Raw genomic sequence first — 23,914 nt, forward strand, 5'->3', positions numbered from 1 at the left:
TTTTAAGTTTGAAAATTGTAACCAATTTTAGAATTTCATTGAATAAAATCTATTTAAGTGGATATTCATTGGTAATTTTATAAAAATTCAATAACATAAGGGGATAAAGTTTTGAATGACTTCAATAAAATTTAAATTTGTGCTGCTTTATAACTTCCAAAGTAGTTTTAACACAATAATTAAAGATATTTATGAGTAAATCATTGTTTGATAAAGTATGGGATTCGCATGTGGTGCGAAATATTGAAGATGGACCAGATGTATTATATATAGATCGTCACTTAATCCATGAGGTTACTAGTCCTGTAGCTTTTGTTGGATTAGAAAGTAGAGGTTTAAGTGTTTTATATCCAGAACGCACATTTGCGGTTGCCGATCATAATACGCCGACAATTAATCAGCATTTACCGGTTCAAGATCCGTTATCTGCTAATCAATTGAAAACCTTAGAAAATAATGCCAACAAATATGGTATTAGTCACTGGGGATTAGGTCATGAAAACAATGGTATTGTTCACGTTGTGGGACCAGAAAATGGTATTACCCTTCCTGGAGCTACTATTGTATGTGGAGATTCACACACCTCTACACACGGTGCTTTTGGTGCTATTGCTTTTGGTATTGGTACGTCTGAGGTTGAAATGGTTTTAACCACGCAATGTATTATGCAACCTAAGCCAAAGAAAATGCGTATTAGTATTAATGGCGCATTAAATAAGGGCGTTACGCCTAAAGATGTAGGTTTATATATTATTTCTAAGCTTACTACGTCAGGAGCTACTGGGTATTTTGTAGAATATGCTGGTGATGTATTTGAAAACATGACAATGGAAGGTCGTATGACGGTTTGTAACTTATCTATTGAGATGGGTGCAAGAGGTGGTATGGTTGCACCAGATGAGAAAACGTTTGATTATATCAAAGGAAGACCAAAAACACCAAAAGGTGCAGATTGGGATAAGGCTATGGCTTATTGGAAAACTTTAAAAACGGATGATGATGCTGTTTTTGATAAGGAATTAACATTCGATGCCAGCGATATAGAACCTATGATTACCTATGGTACTAACCCGGGTATGGGAATGGGTATTTCAAATAACATTCCTTCTGCAGATGCTGTTGAAGGTGGTAAAGCTACTTATGATAAGTCGTTAGCTTATATGGGGTATGCTGAGAATGAGCAGATGATTGGAAAAGAAATTGATTATGTATTTATTGGTAGTTGTACTAATGGTCGTATTGAAGATTTCCGTGCCTTTGCTTCTATTGTAAAAGGTAGGCAAAAAGCAGCTAATGTAACGGCTTGGTTGGTTCCTGGTTCGCATGTTGTTGAAGCTAAAATTAAAGAAGAAGGATTGCTTGATATTTTTGAAGAAGCTGGTTTTGTATTAAGAGAACCGGGTTGTTCTGCATGTTTAGCTATGAATGATGATAAAGTACCTGCAGGAAAATATGCTGTAAGTACATCAAACAGAAATTTTGAGGGTCGTCAAGGACCAGGATCTAGAACACTATTAGCGAGTCCATTAGTTGCAGCTGCCGCCGCTGTTACTGGCGTAGTAACTGATCCAAGAGAATTACTTTAACATTTAGAATACAAGAAAAATGGCTTACGATAAATTTACAACACTTACAAGTACTGCAGTTCCTTTGCCAATAGAGAATGTAGATACAGATCAAATTATACCAGCACGTTTTTTAAAAGCGACAAAACGTGAAGGTTTTGGAGATAACTTATTTCGTGACTGGAGATATAATGGTGATGATACACCTAAACAAGATTTTGTTTTAAACAACCCTATTTACAAAGGAAAGATATTAGTAGGAGGTAAAAACTTTGGCTCTGGTTCATCAAGAGAACATGCGGCTTGGGCTGTTTATGATTATGGCTTTCGTTGTGTAGTATCTAGTTTCTTTGCTGATATATTTAAGAACAACTGTCTTAATATTGGTGTATTACCGGTACAAATTAGTCCAGAATTTGCTAATGAGATTTTTGAAGCGATATATGCAGATCCTAATACCGAATTAGAAATTAATTTAGAAGCACAAACCATTACCTTATTAGCATCTGGTTCTCAAGAATCATTTGATATTAATGGTTACAAAAAAGGTAACATGCTGAATGGTTTTGATGACATTGATTATTTACAAAGTATGAAAAGTGAGATTGAAACGTTTACTGAATCTCGTCCTTTTTAAATAATGAGCGTTAAAAAGATAGAAATAATGGATACGACATTGCGCGATGGTGAGCAAACCTCGTCAGTGTCGTTTTCTGCTTCTGAGAAGCTTACTATAGCCATATTATTACTTGAAGAGTTAAAAGTAGATCGCATTGAAATTGCTTCTGCTCGTGTTTCAGAAGGTGAATTTCAGGCCGTAAAGGAAATTACCAATTGGGCTGCAGAGCATGATTATCTAGACAAGGTAGAAGTATTGAGCTTTGTGGATAATGGTATATCAATCAATTGGATGGTTGAGGCTGGTGCTAAGGTTCAAAACCTACTTACAAAGGGTTCATTAAATCATTTAACTCACCAACTAAAAAAGACTTCTAGTCAGCACTTTAAAGAAATATCAGAGGTCATAAAGCTAGGTCAAGATAAAGGTGTTGTAACCAATGTTTATTTAGAAGATTGGAGCAATGGCATGCGTAATTCTAAAGCTTACGTTTATGAGTTTTTAGACTTTCTTGCTACCCAACCTATAAAGCGTATTATGTTACCCGACACTTTAGGTGTTTTAACTCCTGAAGAATCCTACGCATTTGTAAAAGAAATTAAAGATACCTATCCCAACTTACATTTCGATTTTCATGGTCATAATGATTATGATTTAGGAGTAGCGAATGTGATGTCTGCATTACAAGCGGGTGCAGACGGGTTACATCTTACTATAAATGGCATGGGAGAACGTGCAGGTAACGCACCAATGTCTAGTACTATTGCAGTGATTAATGATTTTATGCCTGAACTTACTACAGGGGTTAATGAAAAAATGCTGTATACCGTATGCAAATTGGTTGAGAATTTCTCAGGCGTAGTTATTCCATCTAACAAACCTATTATTGGTGCCAATGTATTTACGCAAACAGCGGGTATTCATGCCGATGGTGATAATAAGAACAACCTTTATTTCAGTGATTTAATGCCTGAACGTTTTGGAAGAAAACGTCAATATGCCTTAGGGAAATCATCAGGCAAAGCCAATATTCAAAAGAATCTTCAGCAATTAGGATTACAACTTAATGATGAAGATTTAAAAAAGGTCACCCAACGTATTATTGAACTGGGTGATAAAAAACAAGTCGTTACCAAAGAAGATTTACCGTATATTATTTCTGATGTTTTAGACAGAACTTATGAAGAAAAAATAAAGATAAACTCTTATGTGTTAACACATTCTAAGGGCTTAAAACCTTCAACTACAGTGTCTTTAACCATTGAAGAAGAAACGTTTGAGGAAAACGCACAAGGTGATGGTCAGTTTGATGCCTTTATGAATGCGATTAGAAGTGTATTTAAAAGGAAGGGAACCATATTGCCTGATTTAATTGATTATGCCGTGCGTATTCCGCCTGGTAGTCGATCTGATGCCTTATGTGAAACCATTATTACTTGGAAATATCCGGAAAAGGAATTTAAGACACGTGGACTAGACTCCGATCAAACGGTATCTGCCATTAAGGCTACTGAAAAGATGTTGAATATTGTTGTAAACTAAGCGTTGCACATTGTACTCATCAGAATAAAACAAACCATGAGGCATAGATTTTAACTGTTTTGCCTTAAGACAAAAAATAAAATTTTAACTAAAAATAAAAAAATGAAATTTAATATAGCGCTTTTAGCTGGAGATGGTATAGGACCAGAGGTTATTGATCAAGCAGTCAAAGTAAGTGATGCTGTTGCAAAGAAGTTTGGACATGAGATTACATGGCAACCAGCCTTAACAGGTGCCGCAGCTATTGATGCTGTTGGAGAACCTTACCCAGATGAAACTCATGAGGTATGTAAAAATGCCGATGCCGTTTTATTTGGTGCTATTGGCCATCCAAAATTTGATAATGACCCTTCTGCTAAGGTTCGTCCGGAGCAAGGTTTATTAAAAATGCGCAAAGCTTTAGGTTTATTTGCTAATGTACGCCCAACGTTTACATTCCCATCATTATTAGATAAATCACCATTAAAACAAGAGCGTATTGAAGGTACAGACTTGGTGTTTTTAAGAGAATTAACAGGTGGTATCTATTTTGGTGAAAAAGGCAGAAGAGACGGTGGAGAAACTGCTTTTGACAACTGTGTGTATACCAGAGCAGAGGTACAACGCCTAGCTAAAAAAGGTTTTGAATTAGCTATGACACGTTCTAAAAAATTATGTTGTGTAGATAAAGCTAACGTTTTAGAAACTTCAAGACTTTGGAGAGAAACAGTTCAGGCTATGGAAAAAGATTATCCTGAAGTAGAAGTATCTTATGAGTTTGTTGACGCTGTAGCTATGCGTTTGGTACAATGGCCAAACAGTTATGATGTATTGATTACGGAAAACTTATTTGGAGATATTTTAACCGATGAGGCCTCTGTAATTTCAGGTTCTATGGGATTAATGCCATCGGCATCTATGGGAGCTGATATCGCTTTATTTGAGCCAATTCACGGGTCTTACCCTCAGGCAACGGGATTAAACATTGCCAACCCTATGGCAACAGTTTTATCGGCAGCCATGATGTTTGAAACGGCGTTCAATCTTCCTGAAGAAGGCAAAGCCATTAGAGATGCTGTTAATAGCGCTTTAGCCAAAGGTATTGTTACCGAAGATTTGGCCGATAGTGGAAAATCATATGGAACTACTGAAGTAGGGGATTGGTTAGCTGCGAATATCTAAAAAAAACAATCTTTATATATTAAAAAAGCCTGTTAGTTCAAATACTAACAGGCTTTTATGTTTGCTCATAAAGCTGCAGCATACTTTAAACCTATGGTTTTAATCCATACTATATTTAAAAATGTTTTCCCTTCAATAGCGCAAACACTTAACATTTATAAGCCCTAAGGCGCACATCGAACATGGTTAGTTTATACAAATTGTAGTATTCAATTGTAAATGACGTGTTTTTTTTGTAAATTATTGGGAAACACAAACTTACAAGATATGAAGGTAATTTTACAATCCGCTTTGATACTTTCAATACTTCTGAATCAAAGTGCTTTCGGACAAACTATTGCTGATTTTACTTCGGTAACACCAGCTGCTCAAACTAATGGTTTTGTGCTTCCTGCCAGCCATACATTTCAAAGAATAATAAAAGTGGGCGACGCCTTGACGGTTAGTGGTACCATGCTAACAAAACCAGATTTTACGGCATATGTACCAATTGAAAACAGTAGCACAAATGGCTATTTAAGTGTAAACTCAGAAGATGCACCTTTAGCTATAGGAGGTACTGGTGGTGGTGGCGTAACCATTTTGGATATTAACTTAAATGGCGCAACAAAGCTTTGGGAAACCACGGCATCGCAAACGGTAGATTTTGCCCGCGTTGGAAACACGGCTGCGAATTGCTCTGGCACAGTGACCCCATGGGGAACCGTTATATCCTCTGAGGAATTTGCTTATAATCCGCTTTTAGGTCTTATAGACTTTAATATGGATGGTTATAATGATGTAGGCTGGAATGTAGAGGTGGATCCTGTTACAAAGACCGTTATTGATAAACATTGGGCCATGGGTAATATGGCTCATGAAAATGTAAGCATTCACGCCAATGAAAGAACAGTGTATCAAGGTGCTGATTCTGATATTGGTTATTTATACAAATTTGTGGCTACCAATGCACAAGATTTAAGTGCGGGGAATTTATATGTGTACTCCGGTTCTAAAAATGGCGCAGGCGCTTGGATACAAATCCCTAATACGAGTATTACCGAAAGAAATACCACAATTGCTTTAAGTGGCGCTGCAGGCGGTACGGTATTTAAAGGCATTGAGGATGTTGAAATTGGCCCCGATGGCATGGTGTACTTCGCAGTTAAAGATGAAGGACGTGTATATCGATTTTCTGATTCTAACGCATTAGAAACTGCGGCATCCACAGTGACTATGGAAACTTACGTTGGCGGAATGAATTATGACATTAATGATGGTTCATCCACATCTTCAATACCATGGGGCAATGGTAATGATAATTTGGCTTTTGATGGAGCAGGGAATTTATGGGTATTTCAAGATGGCGGTAACAAATACATCTGGGTTGTGAAAAATGGACACACACAAGCAGCTCCTGATGTTGAATTATTTGGCAGTGCGCCCTTAGGATCCGAGCCCACAGGAATAACCTTTACGCCAGATTACAAGTATTTATTTATGTCCATGTTATTTTTAACTGATCCTGTTTCCAATAATGCCAATCAGACCGATGCAGCCGGTAACAGTGTTAATTTTAATACAGGAACAACCTTGGTAGTGGCTTTAAATGAAAACTTAGGAACAGCCCTATCGGTTAATAATGACGAATTAAAGGAAACCTACAGGATTTACCCAAACCCGCTTAAATTCTCAAAAGAATTAGCAATAGAAGGTCCCGAAATCCAAAACATTACCTTGTATTCCGTTATTGGCGCAAAAATATTTGAACAGGAATATCGAAGTGTAAATGCAGTAAAATTAAACCTTAAGACATTCAATTCTGGCATTTATATAATTACAATTAACAATACTATATCATCAAAAGTTATTATACATTAAGCTACAACATAAAAGAACATCCTCAAGATCCTGTGTGCTGCATTGAGGATGTTCCATTATTAAAACGAGGATGATTGGATTCCCATAAGCTCTAAATGCCTGAGTCAATCAAAAATGTCCTAAAAGATTCTAGATATTTTGGAATACTTCAGTAGGTTCTGAATATGACCTGACGGTTTCGTTTAATTTTCAGTACTTTTTGTATCTTTAATTGGTTATTAATCTAATTCTAAATATTTATGAAGTTTATTGTCCGTATTCTAATTCTGACCCTCATCTTTTCATGTTCCAGTACAAAATCTGGTGTTGCCAAACCCAGTAAAAAAACATTAAAAGGAACATGGCAAGTTAACAACATCAAATTCGTTGGAGATAAAGGTTTATATAAAGCCTTTCTATTCGACCTAGCAGATTCCGCATGTTTTAAGAATAGTGAATGGGTGTTTATCCCAAATAATGGGTCTGGTAAATTCACAACCAGTGGAACCACATCACAATGTGAGGTCATGACCAATAACATTCATTGGTCATTTAATGATACTGGCGATGCTGGGTCATTATTCCAATTTAAATATATAGATGCTGATACTAAGGCAAAAAAAGTGACTACTGGATATAGTGGCACTATTGATAGTCTAAATGAAAACAGTATGGTTTTACGCGTTGCTACCACCTATGAAGGCAATGGATTTGATGTCCTCATGACATTCAATAAAGTTTCTGACGATATCACCCTTTAATTAATTATTCATAAAAAACATATAACATGAAAAAGTATATCATGCTGGTACTTGTAGTACTATCAACCTCTTTATTTAATTGTAAATCCCTCCAGAACGCGAATAACACCCAAAAAGGTGCAGGTATTGGCGTTGCCGGTGGGGCTTTAATAGGTGGTCTCATAGGCGGTAATATTGGTGGAGCCCTAATAGGCGCAGCTGTTGGTGGTGCAGCAGGTGGCTTGATTGGAAACCAGATGGACAAACAAGCCGATAAGATTGAAACAGTGCTTCCAGGTGCTGAAGTAAAACGCGTAGGAGAAGGTATTCAGGTGTATTTTGATGATAAAAGCGGTGTGACTTTCGCCTTAAATAAAGCCACTCTAACGGATAAGGCAAAAACAAACTTAAATGCCATTGCTGAAGTTTTTCTCGAATTTCCTGACACTAATTTATTGGTTGAAGGCCACACAGACAGCTCAGGCGATGCTGCTTATAATATGAGCTTGTCTAAAAAAAGAGCACAAGCTGTGGTGAATTATTTAAAATCACAGGGGGTTGCGGGAAATCGTTTTTCTGTGGAAGCTTTTGGAGAAACAAGACCGCGTTTTGATAATGAAACTGAAGAAGGCCGTTCTAAAAACCGTCGTGTTGAAATGGGGGTTTCTGCCAATAAAGACATGATTGATGATGCCAAAGCGCAAACCGAATAAGTTTAATTTAATAGGAAACAAAAAAAAGAGCGATATTCAGGCGCTCTTTTTTTTACGTTAATTTTTAAAGCTGGAATGACTGGGCAATTCAAAAATTTCTAAGTCAAAGTAGGGCAGAGCTGCCATTAAATGATCAAAGATATCCGACATGATATACTCATAGTTCTCCCAACGTTTATCACTACTAAACGCATATATTTCAATAGGAATACCTTGTGTTGTTGGTGCTAATTGACGCGCCATAATCATCATATCCTTATTTATAGCCGAATGGTTTTTTAAATACACGTCAATATACTTTCTAAACACACCAATATTGGTCAGGTTTCTACCATTTAAAAGTAAGCCTTTATCAATTTTATTATTGGTATTATATGCTGTAATATCGGCTTGCCTGGTCTCTAAATACGTGCTAATTAGTTGAATTTTTTTAAGTTTATCAACTTCATTATCTGTTAAGTATTTAATCCCTTCTTGCTTTATAAACAAAGCCCGTTTAATACGTCTACCATCTGAATTACTCATACCTCTCCAATTCTTAAATGAATCAGAGATTAGGGCGTAGGTAGGAATGGTGGTTATCGTTTTATCAAAATTTTGAACCTTAACGGTTGCTAAGTTTATTTCTATGACATCCCCATCTGCGCCATACTTTTCAAAAGTGATCCAATCACCAATATGAACCATATCATTTATAGCCACTTGAATACTTGCCACAAAACCTAAAATGGTGTCTTTAAAAACCAAAAGTACCACAGCAGAAATGGCTCCCATACCAGTGATAAATTTCATAAAGGCAATATCAGTAATAATGGCTATAGCTGATAAAAAACCAATAATCCATGCAAAAATCATAAAGACCTGTATGTAACTATCAATTGGTTTGTCTTTAAAACGAGGGAGGGTTTTCAAATAGTCCTTGAGCGTGTTTAAAATACTTCGTACCACCCAAAGGGTTAATAAAACAGCAAAAACTTGCAAGCCATTTTCAACATGAACTTCCACGTCATAGAAATCTTCAAAAATATCCGGTATAAATTTCAATGCCACCAAAAAGGGAATAATATGTGCAATATTTCGTGGTACTTTATTGGCTACCAATAAATCATCAAAATTTGTTTTAGAAATTTGAGCAAATCTACTAAAGGCCTGCAGTAATAATTTTCTGATTATGAAATCTATAATAAAAATAAGTATGAGCAATGCAAAAAGCATCACAAACAAATTAAGATAGCGGGCTGTTTCTTCAGCTACACCAGCGTTCAGCAAAAAATTATAAATGTCACGTTTAAAACTATTCATTATACAGTAGTACTTTTTAAATAAACTTTATCAATATAAAATGTTCCAAAAGGAATTATAGACGCTACTAAAACGGTTATAAACTGCTTGGTATTCCAGGAGTAATCAGGCTTTAACATAAAGGTCATAGCAATGTAGGCAATAAATAAAATACCATGTGGCATACCCAATAATTTCACATATTGCGGGTCATCTGCTAAATATTTAATAGGGGTTGCAATAAATAAAAGGAGAATATAAGAAAGGCCTTCAAGAAGTGCCACAATTCTAAATATAGATTTAAAAGAAAACATGCTTTAAGATTTAAGTGCAAAAGTAGAACACAAAAATCTAAAACACGACTAATTAAGGTGTTTTTTAAATGGCATTGAATATAATGAGGCCGTATATAGCAAATCTTAACAATCTTAACGAACCGTAAAGTATCACGCCTCTAAAAGGAAATTTTATAATCCCCGCCGCGATACAAGATATAGAAAAGGGTAGTGGTAGTAAGGCACCTACAACAATTAAGAAGCCACCCCATTTTTTGGAGTTCTTCAACTGCTTTTCCATTTTAACTTCTAAATAATGATGAACAGATTCTATTTTGGTTATAGAACGTCCCATCCAATAGGCTAATAAACCACCGGCATAAGATAATAACGCGAGTATGCTTAAGTTAAACCAAGGATCGGAGGTTTTGTCTGACCAAGCTATAAATATTTCGGGAGGCACTAACCCTAAAAGGGTTTCAGAAACAAAAAAGAAGCTCAAAACACCATAGGCCGGAAGCATCTCGGTAATTTGAACCAGGAATTCATTAATATTAAAAAAATAATTAAGTCCCCAAATTAGCAAAACAATACCTAAAATATAGGGTATGGCTTTTTTCACAGCATTACCAACAAATACATAAAACCCAGTATACTGGTAGTATTGATGCAATAATTGGATGCGCGATTTATCGCTTTTAGCTTTTGAAGAATTTTTCATTTTGGGGCGTTCGGTAGACAAATATACAGTTTATGTTAGTATTTCTAAAAAAATATTAGAAATCAATGTGAAATTATTGGTCGAAAAAAGAGGGCATAAATTACAGTTGTACCATAAAATAAATTAAGAAAACCATTAAATTTACTACAAATATAAAATTTGATGATTGCTATTTCATTGATGTTACAAAGAAACTATTGTATTACCATACTAGGGTTGTCCCTTTTACTTGTAACGCCTAGTCTTCTAGCTCAAGAAGATAAGACAGCGGATACCCAACAGAAAAAAATAGATATTGAATATACCAACAAGGGGTTTCAATTTAAGACGGTCGATAATAAACACTTACTGCATATAGAATCGAGATTACAATTTAGGTTTGCCACCCCTGGTGATCAAAACCCGTTGAATTATGATGATATCTATGCTACTGATAATACTGTTTTCAAAATTAATAGAGCCCGTCTAAAAATAGGAGGACACGCGTTTCAACCGTATTTAAAGTATTATTTTGAATATGAATTGGCACAGGGTAATTTATTGGATTTTAGGATGATGTTTAACAAATGGAAAGCCTTTAATATAAAGGTTGGCCAATGGAAAACGTATTATAATAGAGAACGGGTTATATCATCGGGAAAACAGCAAATGGTAGAACGCTCAATTATTACGCGCCCGTTTACTTTAGATAGGCAGCAGGGTATTGAATTCTCTGGTCGTATTTTTGAAGGGTCTCTAGCGGATATAACCTATCATATGTCAATATTGACTGGATCAGGAAGAGGGGCTTCTGAAAATGATGATAATCATCTCATGTATGTCGGGCGACTGCAATGGAATTTCCTAGGAAGGGAGGTATCCATGTCTGGATCAGATTTAGATTATTGCTTAAAGCCTGAGGCCTTAATTGCTTTAGCAGCAGCGACTAACACCAGTCCGTATACGCGCTTTTCTCAAGATGGTGGGGGACAACTTGATGGTTTTGAACCAGGGGTTACTGGTCAATATGAAGTCAATCAGTTTATGATAGAAACGGCTTTTAAATACAAAGGATTTTCATGGCAGAGTGAATTACACAGTAAAGAAATAATAGATCATGTAAATCTTAAAACGACCCAATTAAATGGTAGTTATTTCCAAGCGGGTTATTTTTTCTCTAATCTAATTCCGGTTGTACCAAAATCATTGGAGGTTGCAGGACGTTTTGCATCCTATAATCCGAACGCTGATATTACTAAAAATTTAGAACAGGAATATGCACTGGCCTTTAATTGGTTTTTTAAAGGGGGACATAGAAATAAATTATCTGCTGAGTTTACATATTTTGCGTTGCAAAGTGATACTATTGAAGGTGATAGCGGCCTTAGGTTCAGAATTCAATGGGATATATCCTTATAAAATTCATAAAACAAGCCATAGTAAGCTGATAATTATCATATCAAAATAGTTCGGGTCGTTGTACATTTATGTCATACGATATAAGGGCCATGAAAAATTCAATTTTATTATGTTTTACAGTAGTACTGAGCAGTACACTTTGTTTTTCTCAAAATGAAAATACTTCCATAAAAACGGACTTTAAAGAGGTGATTTGGCATGTAAAAGGTTTTAAACCTGAGGTCAAGTTTTTAAAAATTAAAGCCATTGATAAATCTGGAAAAATATATGACGTCAAAGCCATACAAAACTCAGAACAAACCAGTTTGTTAGATGTGAAGGCTTTTGTAAAAGGCAAACGCTTACCAGTAAAAATGTTAGTGGGACAGGGAAAATATCATCCTGTAAAGGCTATAGATGAAGATGGACAAATTCTAGACATCAAAGCGATAACAGATAATGGGGGTTTTTTGCCAGTTAAAGGCGTAAGTCAATCTGGAAATATTGTGCATATTAGAGCGATTTATGAAGACCTTATTTTTTATAATGTGATTGCTATTTCTCCAGATGGTAAAACCAATGCGGTTAAGGGTATTAAAATGAATACGGATGAAGTTGAAACTACGGTTAATGGGATTGAGGTATTCGCTCACATCAAATCTATTCCTCAAATAAAGTATTAAGTAGAAGCATGGGGAATATGTATACAATTGTAAAATTTCTATTTTACATAATATAAATTATAGTACATTTTACAACAATTAGCGTAATAGCGCTTTTGGGCGATATTTGACATAATTGCAGATATAATGTCGCAGACTTATATCGATAGTAATTATGACAAGCTAATTGTGGCTTCGTTAGAATAATTTAGATGTGTAGCTATAATTCTCTATTATGTAAAATATCCCAGAAGCATTCGTTTTCATAAGAACACTTGGAACTTGGGTCATTAAACTAATAAGCGGTTTGCTTCGCAGCGTTTAAAAAACATTTGTATCTATAATTAGCCGTTATGTAAAATAGCCGCTGCCAAACGCTCGATTGTTTTATAAAATCAAATTGCTATGGCAATTTATTTTACACACAATTATCCAACGCTTGCCAACGCCAAAATAAAAGCTAACCTTTTTACTATTATTAAAAATCGCGTATTCGATAAAATGTACGTTATAAAAAATTTTAGACGATTCTCGTGAGCTTTCCACAAGAGCATAAATTTTAAGAAAAATAAAATTCTATGCACTTGTTATATTTAGAACTTCAATTAATCTTCTTTTTCAACTTTCATTATCTTTTGTCTTGAAACAAAAGAAACAAAAATTCAAGGCTGCATATAATTTTGGAAACAATTAACGGCTCATTCGCTATATTTTAGGAAACATTCGAACTCGTTAACATTGCTTTGAAATCCCTTGTATAATTGAAACTCTTAAGATACTTTATTGCTAAACCCCTAAAATATGCACGCTCATTTCTCCTATTGTTTTGACCAAAATTTTATGAGGCCAAGTTTTACATTGATATTCTATTTTACATAATTTTAATAATCAATAGCAATGGTTTAATTGTTATTTATGATGTTTGGAAACTCTCAAGTATTAGACATACAATTCGTTTGTTGTCAGCACTGTTTTGAACATGTTTTGACTGTTCTAATAATATAGTCTCCTTTAATGAAGGAAATATTTTGCCAGCACGTTTAATCATTTTTTTACCAGGAAACATCAAATCATTTTTTGCGGCTATTATAGTAATTGGTGTTTTTATTGAATTGGCTACCCTCCTATTTATTACTGGAACTGGTGTAAAATCCATTTTAAAATGCAAAAATACTTTTGATAGTAACTGTATCGCAAATTCATCTCTTTCTGAAAATAGCTCATTTAAAAAACGTTCCACATACCTTATCTTTTTTGTTTTTATATAACGCTTCATAGGTATAAACACTTTAAACAAAGCTTTAAAAGGATTTCCATTTACTACGTAAGCAGGTGCTGTTAAAAAGACTTCTTTTATGTTAATATCTTTAAATTCTAAAGCCTTTAAAATAACCAAACCTCCAAATGAAAAACCTGCAAGTGTTAGATTTTTTAACTCAAGTTTATCAATTACTTCGTGTAACCAGGTACCATAATCATCATTTTTCATTGATAATCGCGTTTCTGCACTTTTATTGGGTTGCGCCAATACATCAACTGCAAAAACTTGAAAATGTGATTCTAAGCCTGAATAGGTTTCTAAAGCTATTGGTGCACAACCATTTGAACCATGAACAATTAGTATTGGTGGTTTTGTGGCATCTCCAGTAACAATTACATTGGTTTTACCAAAAGCCGTTTCAACCTCTTGAAACTGATAATTGATATTTAGATCCTTTAACTTTTGATCATAAAGATTTAAAATCTCAAGTTTTCCTGTTTCAGATTTATATAGTGATTCCATTTTTAGTCAATAAAGTATTTAGTGATTTTTTTGATTGAATTATGTGTCTTTAAGAATCCTTTTTCATAAATTCCTTAATTTCAGTAATTGTTTCTTTTGCTTTTTCTTCTTGTAAAAAATGACCACAATTAAATTCTTTTATTACTGCATTAGGTAATCTTTCTTTCCATTTTTGTAAGTACTCTGTTGTAATGAATTCATCTTTTGTACCCCAAAGTATTAACCAAGGTTTTGATTCCAATTTATCTAAAAGATTCCACTGTAATTGATACCAATTAGAAGATCCAACTAAGGATTTACCGATATTTAGCAATGATTGTCTAGAAGCTTTATCTGGGAAAGGGTATATGTATTGTTTATGAACTTTTTTTGACATTTTTTTCTTGTCATAAATTCCTTTTTTAAAAAGGAACTTTGGGGAAAAATTCATTTTTAAGTACAAAAAACTTCCGATTTTACTATTGACTATTTTATCTATTTTTTGAGACTTAAAATTGTTCTTTGTTTCCCATAACCAACTATTAAAAAGAATAATTTTTTTTATTTTATTATTATTTTGAATTGCGGTTCCTAAACCTATTGGGCCTCCAAAGTCATGAACAACAAGTGTTATAGCTGTAAGATTAAGTTCTTCAATAAAACTGTTCAAATTATTTGAATGAGACTCTGGCCTTCCATCAAAATCATCAGGCTTTTCAGATAATCCAAATCCAATATGGTCAATTGCTATGCATCTGTATTGCTCAGACAATGAGGAAACATATTCTCTATAAAGAAATGACCAAGCAGGAGTGCCGTGAATAAATAGTATAACATCTCCTTTTCCTTCATCTATATAATGCATTTTTCCTGCATCTAATTGAATATATTTATTTTCGAAAGGATACAAACTGGTGTCTAACCATTTTTGTGTATTTGATGACAAATTCATTGTTCAACAAAATTTATGTTGTTTTTATTAGTTAGTGGTCTAATTGAAAAAATATTACTCAACAATGATATATTTTTACAATGAAAACTTCGTTATTGTTTTACTAAAAATTCAGCGCTAGTTTCTTGACAATTAACTCCAGAATCTAGACAAATGTAATTTTCATTTTCATTAACCATTGCATTAAGAGTTCCTTCTTGTGTTTTAAGAATTAATACAGGATGAGAATATGTATACGTTCCGTTTATAATAGTATCATAAGTGCCATGATGCCCATCAATATGTTGATAAGTGAATTCATTTTCTGTATTAAATTTGAAAATCAGTTGTTCAATACATCCTTCTGGTTTCGTGCATTTAAAAGTTTCAACACCAATCCAAGTTGTGTTAATCAATACATTAGAATTATCAATAATATCTTTATCTTTTTCACAATTTGTTAATAATAGTAAAACTAGCAATACTGTGATTATTTTTTTTGTTTTCATTATATATGTTTAATAAATTTATGATGAGATGTAATACAAAATATTACAAGTTTGTATTTATTCTATTTAAATCCTTTTTAAAATCCAATTAGAAATTTCTTTTAAAGCAGTTGGAGAAAAGGTTTGTTCAATTTTTCTATATTCATCCATCTTTCCTGTTTCACACTCTTGAAAAAAGTGATTTAAATTTTCTAGTTCTACTATTTTATAATCTTTGTTTTCGCCTTTAATTAATGCATTTCTTATACCTTCTTGATTTAACTTAGCATTTACCTGCGTGTCTTTACTTCCATTTAATGACAATACTGGGATTTGTAATTTTTCGATTTCATTAGCAGGATTGTATTGTAAAAAATAGCGAGACCAAGGTTTTAAACTTGTTTTTAGTTGACCATCTATAAATGCATTGATTTTCTCTTTTGGCACATTTAAAGACGTTAAGATTGGTCTTAAAAAAGCATTGTAATGGTTTGTTAATTCTTCTTTAATTTCGGATTCGCTATTATTAGAAGTTACAATTGCAATCGCTTTTCTTGTGTTTTTCTCATAAGCTGCTTCATCTTTAACAGGGAATTGTCTTAATGTTTTAGATTGCATAACAGACAATTCTGTACCAGATATTCCTGTAGAAGCCAGCAACACCATAAAAGCAACATCTTTTGAGTTGTTTGCTACTAGAGGCGCAATAATGCCACCTTCACTATGACCAATCAAGCCAATCTGCTTAACGTCTACATCGTTTCTAGTTTTTAAATAAGCGATGGCACTCAAAACATCTTTAGAAAAATCTTCTGTTGTTGCGTTTCCAAAATCGCCTGTAGATGCTCCGTGACCACGATCATCAAAACGCAAAACGCCAATGCCTTGTTTTGTTAAATGGTCAGCCAATACTAAAAAAGGTTTGTGTCCCATAAAACTTTCATCTCTATCTTGTGGTCCACTTCCACTAATTAAAATTACCACTGGAAACTTTCCGTTTTTACTTGGTAATGTTAAAGTACCTGCTAATGCTATTTTGGCTTCTGTATTTTTAAAAACCACTTCTTCTTCATAGTATGTATAAGGTTTTACTGGTTCTTGAGGTCGTCTGGAATTTGCAATTTTTATAGTTCCTCGTTTTAAAATTAACACCAATTCTACTCCTCCTTCTTTATAAGTGCCTTCAAATTGTTGCGTATCTCTATTATAAACGCCTTCATAGCGCATTCCAACATTAGAGCCATCAATTATTAACTTTCCGTCTATAAAAGTTGTTGTTGAAGGTTTTATACCAGAAACTCTAAATGTAGGCACACTCATAGTGGTTGAATATTTAGAGTCTTCTTGTTCTATTTTAAAAACAAAGGTGATTAGTTTCTCTCCTCTTTTGGTTTCTCCGTTCCAATCTCCCGAGATATTCTGTGAATATGCACTTACTATTGATACTATAAATACGATGATTAATGTTAATCTTGTTTTCATTTTTGATTGTTTTTTTACTTGCCGAAAATTATTCGGCATTTGAATTTTAAAATAAATAATGTGACTTTTTGTGTTTTCTTTAAAGTTAATTTTAGGATGTTTCCGCTTGTTGCAGTGTTGTTATTAACTTATTTGAAATTCTTTTACCCTTGAACCTTTTATGAGAAGCCAAAGCATAAATATTAATTCACCCAATGCAGTAAACATACTAAAGCTTGTATTGATATCGGGATACAAAAACACTTTTAAATGGCCAACAACATAGCCTATACCTGCAATGACTAATAACCAGCCCATTATTTTTGGAATATATGCAGCTTTTAATACCAAAAGGCCAAGAAGAATTAGATAAATGCCAAATAATACCAAACCAAAAAACCATTCGTATTTGTAAGATTTAATATAAAAAAGCATGAACTCTGAAATTTGCTCCTGAGAATTCGAAAGAAAGTAAGAAGTCCCTTTTGTTAGGGTAAATACCTTTATCAAATTAGTTACGGCGAATAAATAAACTCCTGTGTATAATAATCGAAACCAAGCTGTGAGTAATGATAAGCTTTTATTTACCGGTTTTAAAAATATATAAAGTGCCCAGGCTACAACAATATCTGCTACTATTGTGATAAAGATTAGAAAAATGGCGATATTAAATAAGAATGAATTATTAGTGATGTTAGCTGCAGTTTCTAATGCATTATTGGGTTTTACTAAATCTGGGATTATTTTAAATTCAGCGAATGGAACCGTTAAAGTCATAATTAACAGTCCAATTCCTGCTATTGTAGCTGCTTTTGAAAGTGAGATACTTTTATTCATATTGTTCTGATTTTAATAATTGCATTTTGATTTGGCTAACTGTTTATATTGAACTACCTTTTTATTGTTTTTGAATTGTTGTTTAGAGATTTATTCTTCCCACATTTCTTTTTCTATAGATTTATATAATTCATCAAAAGCATAAGGATGGTTTGCAAAAATGATGATGGCCCTTTTTTTATCTGGCTCTATAATAGAAATCGTTCTTACACCTGTATCGCCTCCTCCGTGTTCGTAATATAGATTGTTGTTTATTGCTTTTATAAACCAAGTATAATAACCTAAATGGGGTGTGCTAACTGAAGGTATTATCATTTTTTTTGTTTCGTTCTTTAAAATAAAGTTATTATCATCAGCATTTAAAAACCCTGCAATTAAAGTAGTGTAGTCTGTAATAGATGTTCTTAATTGTCCTCCAGGATAATCTGGGTATCCGTTATGACCTTTAAATATAAATTCTTTAGTTTTATTTTTAACATAGGTTTTGGCAACTAAACTAGAATCTAAATTCTTTAAAAACCAGCTTGTATTATTCATTTTCATTGGTTTGAAAATGTTTTTTTGGCAAAAATCCTCATAACTCATTCCAGATACTTGTTCAACTATATAACCCAGTAATGCAATGCCTGTGTTAGAATATTTAAAATTCAATTTATGATTTGGTTTATTATCATAGTTACTTTCTTTATAAAGATTTCCTCCAGAAACCAAATAATCTTTTAAATACGCTAAACTAATCTTTGGGTCGCCTTTAGGGTTGCTCCAGTGAGGTCCATAAAACTTTATATCATCTTTAATTCCGCTTCTATGTTTAAGTAAAAGTTCTACAGTTATTTTTTCGTTAGGAAAAAATGGGTTTTTTACTTTAAAAGGTAAATAATTATTAATATCTGTTTTTAATTCAATCTTCCCAGATTCTACCAATTTAAACACCGCCATATTGGTTACTGTTTTAGAAACAGATGCAATGTGAAAAGGTGTATTTATAGTAGCCTTCTTTTTTAAAATTATATCTCTTAGCCCATTGGCACTAATATGTACAACTTTTCCAGAGTCGATAACCGCAACAGCTAATGCTGGCACTTTACTTGCATTAATTTCTGCTTCAATTAGGGCGTTGATTTTTGGGTGCATTTGCCCTAAGCTAATAGTTGTGATAAAAAGATAGAATACTAAAAATTTTATTTTCATTTTGAGTTGTTTTTTTACTTGCCGAAAATTATTCGACATTTATGTTTATAATAAATTAATGTGATTATTAGTGTTTTCTTTTGATGATAATTATAGGATGTTTCCAGCAGCTTTGGCTTTAGCATCTTTATTACGACCTATATATGCACCTATGAACATTCCTAAACAAATTCCTAAGGAAAGCCCTAAAGATTTTTCAAAACGCTGACCTATAAGAACTCCAAAAACGACTCCAAATAATATTCCTAGACTTACACTTAAGTTTGTGTAATGTCCTTTAGAAATTAAGGAAAATGTATCTTTTAAATAGTTTTCAAATTTAGTGAGTGCCTTTTTGAAAAATCTTTTTCTATTTTCAGGATTGGATTCAAATTGTAAACTTTTCAGTTCTACTTCTATAGATTGAATTTCATCAGTTGTAAATTCTCTATTTTTCAATTCATTTAAAATATGAAGAAATTTATCGTAAACTTTAATTTCTGATGTTTTAGTTGTTTCAGTTTTTATACTTTTAAAAAAGTTATGTGCTTCTTGTAATGTCATAATAATTAGTGTTTTCTTGGTTAGTGGCAGAAAACAAAATTTATTACATGTGAAACTTATTTTTTTTAAAAATAATGAAAAAAGCAAGTAATTATAGGGTTTAAAGAAGTATTTAACTTCTTAAACTTTCAATATCAGTCATTAATTCTTCTAGTTTTTTGAATACCCTTCCATAAACAATGTTTAAATCCCATTTATAAATTCTACCTCCAAAAAGTACTAATAAACCAATTATTGCTAATGCTATAACGATTCCTATTACTGGAACACCAAAAATGAGATAGGTGTCTGGAAAACCAACAAGAATTTCACCTACAAGTCTCTCTCCTAAAGGCATACCTTCTGCATCTTTAAACCAAAATCCTAAAACCATTGATATAAAAATTATTGGGTATAAAAATTTTGAAATTTTCTTATTGATTGCTATCTGTTTTTGTATCCATTGATTAAATGTTTTTAGGTATTGAGAACTACTTACACCCAAATCTATTTTGTTTAAATCATTTAATAACTTCTTATTTATAATAACAAGTACAGAAAGTGTAACAAAAAATATGATACCTGTTATTGGAATACCTACAATGAAAGAGACTATTAAAAAAGCAAATGAGAATGCAACAATTGCTATCAAATTTATTTTAAACATCCTTTTAAATTTATCAATGATATGAATTGATTTTTGGCTGTATAGGTTGTTTATTTTTGGTGCAATTAATGCATCACTCTTAAGAAAACCTTCTTTCCAGATATTTTCAATTGATCTTTCCATCTAATATTTTTTTTAATCTCATTTTAATTCTTTTAACTCGTACACCAATATTATTAGGGTTTGTACCAATAATTTCAGCAATTTCCTTTTGCGATTTTTCTTCTAAATACAGCATAATTATGGCTCTATCAATTTCTGATAGTTTTCGAATAGCATCATATAATAAATTTAAAGATTCGTCTGAAAACGCGTAGTTGTCTTCAGTTTCATCAGCAGTTATAGAATCAGATACAAAATGTTGTACATTATTTTTCTTTTTCTTGAGTAAGGTTAAACAAACGTTTAAAGAAATTCTGTACACCCAAGTACTCCATTGCGATTCCTCACGAAAATTGTCTTTACTTCTCCAAATTTGTAAACACACTTCTTGGTAATAATCTTCAAAATCTTCTTGCGAGTTGGTATAGGCTCGACATAATTTAATGATTATTCCTGCAAAGGGTAAAATAGATGTTTTATAAAAATCGCTACTCAATAGTGTTGTTTATATTAGTTAGTGGCAGAAATGAAAAATTATTACACACCAATGTAAAATTGTAAAAAGAATCTCTTTTTAAAGATATTAAGCATGTCTTGTTATTGCATGATTCATTTCAAAATCAATCTAAATCATTTTATTTTAATAATCGATTTACATTAAGCTTATACATTTTACCAATTGGTATTTTGTGATTGCTTATATGTATTCTATTACCTTCAATCAGTTCAATTTTATCTATGGAAACAATAAAGGATTTGTGAACCCTTATAAATTGATTTTCTGGTAAGTTATGCGTAAAAGATGTTAATGTTTGATGTGAAACAATCAACCTATCCATCATATTAATTTTTACATAGTTTCTGTATAGCCTAAAATATGTACGCTCATTTCACCTATTGTTTTGACCAAAATTTTATGAGGCCAAGTTAAAAATCGAGATTCTATTTTACATATTAACCGGAAAATGAATATAGCTATCAGTATACCATTTAATTTTTAAAGGCTCTTCAGCATCATTAATGCTTTCTTCACTCACATCTTTTCCTGTACCGTAGTTTAATTGTGAAAAAGGATGTTTGATACCATTTAATAGAACAACTATTCTACTTCCCTTTTTAATTTTTTTACTAGTCATTCTAAAATTATGAATGGGAATTGAGGTCTTTTTATTTGGAGTCAATAAGTTTCTGTTTTCTATATCCTTAGACATACTTGCTCTTGTTGTAAATGGTAGTGTCAAGCTAAAAAAAGATCCGTCAGCCGTTTGTTCGTATAGTAAAACGTTAAAATCAAAATCTTTTTTATTGATGGACACATTTAAAACTCCACTTACAGAACCACTAAGTTCTAAATCTTCATCGAAGGGTTCTGTGACAAATGAAAATCCTTGGCCAACAGTTAAAGTTTCTGATATAATGTTTCGATCTCCACTTAAATTCCAAGAAAATTGACTTCGATCAGAAAAATCAATCTCTTGTTCTATATAACTTGTTTCATTAGAAATATTAGATAAACTAAAGTGTTCGTTTACTCCCATATTTCCTGTATTATAGGTCGATTTAAACGCCACACCAGAACGTTGTTTACTCAAATATACCTTTAATGTATCAGTAGCAATTTTATCTAGCGATGATACATGCTTCCAAGTATTTGCACCCATCACTTGATAATTGATTTTATCCTTTAACAAAAAAGGCTTTTTGGCATTTTTAAAAATATAGTCGAACCAATCAAAAATTAAATTTTTAATATTTATCTGTGCTATAGGGTCTATGGTATAACCCAAAATATTCTTTTCTGGAAGTTCTTGCGCTCCAAAATGTGAATAAGGCCCAATCAAAAGATAATGCTCTGCATTTGTATTGTACTGATAATGAGATTTTAAATAGTGCATAGTTCCAAACTGTCCACCATCATAATAACCTGTAGTACTTAAGATAGGAATATTAATTTTAGAAAAATCCTGTTTAAACAGTGTCATTTTTTTCCAATAAGCATCAAATGTTGGATGCTCTAATTTTTGATTGAATTCTAGATTTGGTGTACCATCTAAACTATCCAAATTTTTATAAGCCACTCCTTTTTTATACCAATCGAAATACAAATCATTCCAACGTTTTCCATTATAATAAGAAACTGTATCAAGTGTTTTGTTATTGGTAACGTAATGCCACCAAGGATAATGAAAGTTAAAACAAACACCATTTTCCATAGGTTCAGCAATACCTGGAGCTGCTGCAACAGATGGTACTATAGTTTTTAACGCTGGATGCACTTTTTCTTTCATAGAAGCCCACTGAACAAAACCAACGTAACTACCTCCATACATACCAACTTCATCATTGCTCCACTCCTGCTCAGTAATCCAATCTATAACATCGTACACATCATTACCTTCATGAACATAAGGAGTTATTTTATTTGGACTTAAGTTTTTACCTCTTGTATAAGATACAACTCCTACATATCCTTTATCTGCTGCCTCATAAGCTCTATTGATATCATCTTTACGAGTATATATTGTATGAAATAATATTGCTGGTTGTGGTTCTTTTTCAGCTTTACTTCTAACTATTATTGCAGATATTTTAGCACCATCTCTAGTTGAAATTAGAATAGAATCTTGCACAAAATACTCTTTGCCTTTTCTACTCACTTCTCTTGGTTCTTGCTGTTCCTCTTTTATAGAATTACAAGAAACTAATGCTACTAACAGTAGTAAAAATGTGACCTTTAATATTTGTATGAATTTCATTTTAATGGTTGCTTTATTTTGAATATTCAATTAATTCTTCGGTATAAGAAAAACCATCTTGAACTTGAGTCATTTTTATAAAATTCTTAATTTCTGGAGCATATAACCAAACTTCATCTGTTTTAGCACTATAGCCTCTTGAATTTGAAACGGTTCCTTTGTACTCAATGGTGTAGGCCATAAATGTCCCTGCTCCTACTATTTCTTTTTTAAAGGAAAGCACTTCTACATCCTGACTTTGATTTCCTGTAGTACCATCTTGACTGGTCCAGTCTTTTTCATATTTCCACTTTTTACCGACTTCTAAAGGCCATTTATATTTTGGTGTATAACTTTTTTCTGGCTTTACAATTTCAGACACCAAAACGGTATCTTTGTCTATGGTCATTCCCAAGGCGCCATTAAAATCAACTATTTTCCGAGTATCGGTTCCATCCGACCTTACTTCACCTTCATCAGTAACACCTTTATATTTCCATACCCATTTCTCTCCAATTGTGTAATCAGATAATACGGGTTGTTTAGTAGCGGTTGTTTCTGGATTACTTTTGCAAGAGCCCAAAAAAAATATTGCCACAAACAATAGTAATTTGACAATATAATTTAGAACTGTAATAATTTTCATAATATTAGTTTTTAATGATTTATGATACAAATTAAAGGCAGTTAACTGTATCAAAAAACAAAAAGTACAGGAGCGTT

At 32.8% G+C, this 23,914-nt stretch carries 23 protein-coding genes and 1 pseudogene; 9 read left to right on the forward strand and 15 right to left on the reverse strand.

Annotated elements, in window-relative coordinates; genetic code table 11:
• Positions 1 to 191 precede the first annotated feature (191 nt).
• From leuC to IE051_RS01575, 7 genes are all read left to right on the forward strand, one after another.
• Positions 192 to 1,586 (forward strand): 3-isopropylmalate dehydratase large subunit, encoded by a 1,395-nt coding sequence (leuC, locus tag IE051_RS01545; protein WP_189358798.1) that lies wholly within the window; start codon positions 192 to 194, stop codon positions 1,584 to 1,586.
• 19 nt (positions 1,587 to 1,605) lie between these two features.
• Positions 1,606 to 2,202 (forward strand): 3-isopropylmalate dehydratase small subunit, encoded by a 597-nt coding sequence (gene leuD, locus IE051_RS01550; RefSeq protein WP_189358800.1) that lies wholly within the window; start codon positions 1,606 to 1,608, stop codon positions 2,200 to 2,202.
• A gap of 3 nt (positions 2,203 to 2,205) precedes the next feature.
• Entirely contained in the window at positions 2,206 to 3,726 is a 1,521-nt protein-coding gene (locus tag IE051_RS01555) for a hydroxymethylglutaryl-CoA lyase-like TIM-barrel protein (RefSeq protein WP_189358803.1), read from the forward strand.
• A 102-nt stretch (positions 3,727 to 3,828) separates the two neighbouring features.
• Positions 3,829 to 4,887 carry a 3-isopropylmalate dehydrogenase gene (gene leuB / locus IE051_RS01560; RefSeq protein WP_189358805.1) on the forward strand — a complete coding sequence of 353 codons (1,059 nt, stop codon included), beginning with the start codon at positions 3,829 to 3,831 and terminating at the stop codon, positions 4,885 to 4,887.
• Positions 4,888 to 5,154: 267 nt separating this feature from the next.
• Positions 5,155 to 6,747, forward strand: coding sequence for a PhoX family protein (locus IE051_RS01565; RefSeq protein WP_189358807.1), 1,593 nt, complete (start codon positions 5,155 to 5,157; stop codon positions 6,745 to 6,747).
• A gap of 239 nt (positions 6,748 to 6,986) precedes the next feature.
• A complete protein-coding gene (locus IE051_RS01570; protein WP_189358809.1) occupies positions 6,987 to 7,487 on the forward strand; it encodes a lipocalin family protein in 501 nt (166 codons plus the stop codon).
• A 26-nt stretch (positions 7,488 to 7,513) separates the two neighbouring features.
• A complete protein-coding gene (locus IE051_RS01575) occupies positions 7,514 to 8,179 on the forward strand; it encodes a YiaD family glycine zipper/OmpA-like lipoprotein (RefSeq protein ID WP_189358812.1) in 666 nt (221 codons plus the stop codon).
• Between the two features lie 57 nt (positions 8,180 to 8,236).
• Here the strand turns inward: IE051_RS01575 and IE051_RS01580 are convergent, their stop codons facing one another.
• From IE051_RS01580 to IE051_RS01590, 3 genes are all read right to left on the reverse strand, one after another.
• Positions 8,237 to 9,481, reverse strand: coding sequence for a mechanosensitive ion channel family protein (locus IE051_RS01580; protein ID WP_189358814.1), 1,245 nt, complete (start codon positions 9,479 to 9,481; stop codon positions 8,237 to 8,239).
• The gene (locus tag IE051_RS01585) at positions 9,481 to 9,774 is read right to left on the reverse strand and encodes a DUF3817 domain-containing protein (protein WP_189358816.1); all 294 of its coding nucleotides are present in this window, start codon (positions 9,772 to 9,774) and stop codon (positions 9,481 to 9,483) included. The genes IE051_RS01580 and IE051_RS01585 overlap by 1 nt, the downstream gene beginning before the upstream one ends.
• Positions 9,775 to 9,838: 64 nt before the next feature.
• Positions 9,839 to 10,456 (reverse strand): YqaA family protein, encoded by a 618-nt coding sequence (locus IE051_RS01590; protein WP_189358818.1) that lies wholly within the window; start codon positions 10,454 to 10,456, stop codon positions 9,839 to 9,841.
• A gap of 162 nt (positions 10,457 to 10,618) precedes the next feature.
• Here IE051_RS01590 and IE051_RS01595 point away from each other — a divergent pair, with 162 nt between their 5' ends.
• Positions 10,619 to 11,854, forward strand: a complete 1,236-nt coding sequence (locus tag IE051_RS01595) for an OprO/OprP family phosphate-selective porin (protein ID WP_229796694.1) — start codon at positions 10,619 to 10,621, stop codon at positions 11,852 to 11,854.
• Positions 11,855 to 11,943: 89 nt separating this feature from the next.
• Complete coding sequence (locus IE051_RS01600; protein ID WP_189358820.1) at positions 11,944 to 12,516, forward strand: DUF7486 family protein; 573 nt, start codon at positions 11,944 to 11,946, stop codon at positions 12,514 to 12,516.
• An 892-nt stretch (positions 12,517 to 13,408) separates the two neighbouring features.
• Here the strand turns inward: IE051_RS01600 and IE051_RS01605 are convergent.
• From IE051_RS01605 to IE051_RS01660, 12 genes and pseudogenes are all read right to left on the reverse strand, one after another.
• The gene (locus IE051_RS01605) at positions 13,409 to 14,278 is read right to left on the reverse strand and encodes an alpha/beta hydrolase (RefSeq protein WP_189358822.1); all 870 of its coding nucleotides are present in this window, start codon (positions 14,276 to 14,278) and stop codon (positions 13,409 to 13,411) included.
• Between the two features lie 49 nt (positions 14,279 to 14,327).
• Positions 14,328 to 15,209: an alpha/beta fold hydrolase gene (locus tag IE051_RS01610; RefSeq protein ID WP_189358824.1), complete on the reverse strand. Its 882-nt coding sequence runs from the start codon at positions 15,207 to 15,209 to the stop codon at positions 14,328 to 14,330.
• 92 nt (positions 15,210 to 15,301) lie between these two features.
• Positions 15,302 to 15,697 carry a hypothetical protein gene (locus tag IE051_RS01615; protein WP_189358826.1) on the reverse strand — a complete coding sequence of 132 codons (396 nt, stop codon included), beginning with the start codon at positions 15,695 to 15,697 and terminating at the stop codon, positions 15,302 to 15,304.
• Positions 15,698 to 15,763: 66 nt separating this feature from the next.
• The gene (locus tag IE051_RS01620; protein WP_189358828.1) at positions 15,764 to 17,158 is read right to left on the reverse strand and encodes an alpha/beta hydrolase family protein; all 1,395 of its coding nucleotides are present in this window, start codon (positions 17,156 to 17,158) and stop codon (positions 15,764 to 15,766) included.
• 123 nt (positions 17,159 to 17,281) lie between these two features.
• The gene (locus IE051_RS01625; RefSeq protein ID WP_189358830.1) at positions 17,282 to 17,974 is read right to left on the reverse strand and encodes a DUF4386 domain-containing protein; all 693 of its coding nucleotides are present in this window, start codon (positions 17,972 to 17,974) and stop codon (positions 17,282 to 17,284) included.
• Positions 17,975 to 18,064: 90 nt separating this feature from the next.
• Positions 18,065 to 19,165, reverse strand: coding sequence for a serine hydrolase domain-containing protein (locus IE051_RS01630; RefSeq protein ID WP_189358832.1), 1,101 nt, complete (start codon positions 19,163 to 19,165; stop codon positions 18,065 to 18,067).
• 90 nt (positions 19,166 to 19,255) lie between these two features.
• The gene (locus tag IE051_RS01635; RefSeq protein WP_189358834.1) at positions 19,256 to 19,708 is read right to left on the reverse strand and encodes a hypothetical protein; all 453 of its coding nucleotides are present in this window, start codon (positions 19,706 to 19,708) and stop codon (positions 19,256 to 19,258) included.
• Between the two features lie 112 nt (positions 19,709 to 19,820).
• A complete protein-coding gene (locus tag IE051_RS01640; protein WP_189358835.1) occupies positions 19,821 to 20,477 on the reverse strand; it encodes a hypothetical protein in 657 nt (218 codons plus the stop codon).
• Complete coding sequence (locus tag IE051_RS01645) at positions 20,461 to 20,952, reverse strand: RNA polymerase sigma factor (RefSeq protein WP_189358837.1); 492 nt, start codon at positions 20,950 to 20,952, stop codon at positions 20,461 to 20,463. The genes IE051_RS01640 and IE051_RS01645 overlap by 17 nt, the downstream gene beginning before the upstream one ends.
• Before the next feature lie 139 nt (positions 20,953 to 21,091).
• Positions 21,092 to 21,322: pseudogene (locus tag IE051_RS18745) on the reverse strand (LytTR family transcriptional regulator DNA-binding domain-containing protein); the annotation flags it as partial.
• Positions 21,323 to 21,403: 81 nt separating this feature from the next.
• On the reverse strand, positions 21,404 to 23,212 hold the full coding sequence (locus IE051_RS01655; protein ID WP_229796695.1) for a CocE/NonD family hydrolase: 1,809 nt from the start codon (positions 23,210 to 23,212) through the stop codon (positions 21,404 to 21,406).
• Positions 23,213 to 23,225: 13 nt separating this feature from the next.
• Positions 23,226 to 23,837 (reverse strand): hypothetical protein, encoded by a 612-nt coding sequence (locus tag IE051_RS01660; RefSeq protein ID WP_189358843.1) that lies wholly within the window; start codon positions 23,835 to 23,837, stop codon positions 23,226 to 23,228.
• Positions 23,838 to 23,914: the final 77 nt, after the last annotated feature.

The organism is Algibacter mikhailovii, assembly GCF_014651495.1.
GTDB lineage: Bacteria > Bacteroidota > Bacteroidia > Flavobacteriales > Flavobacteriaceae > Algibacter_E > Algibacter_E mikhailovii.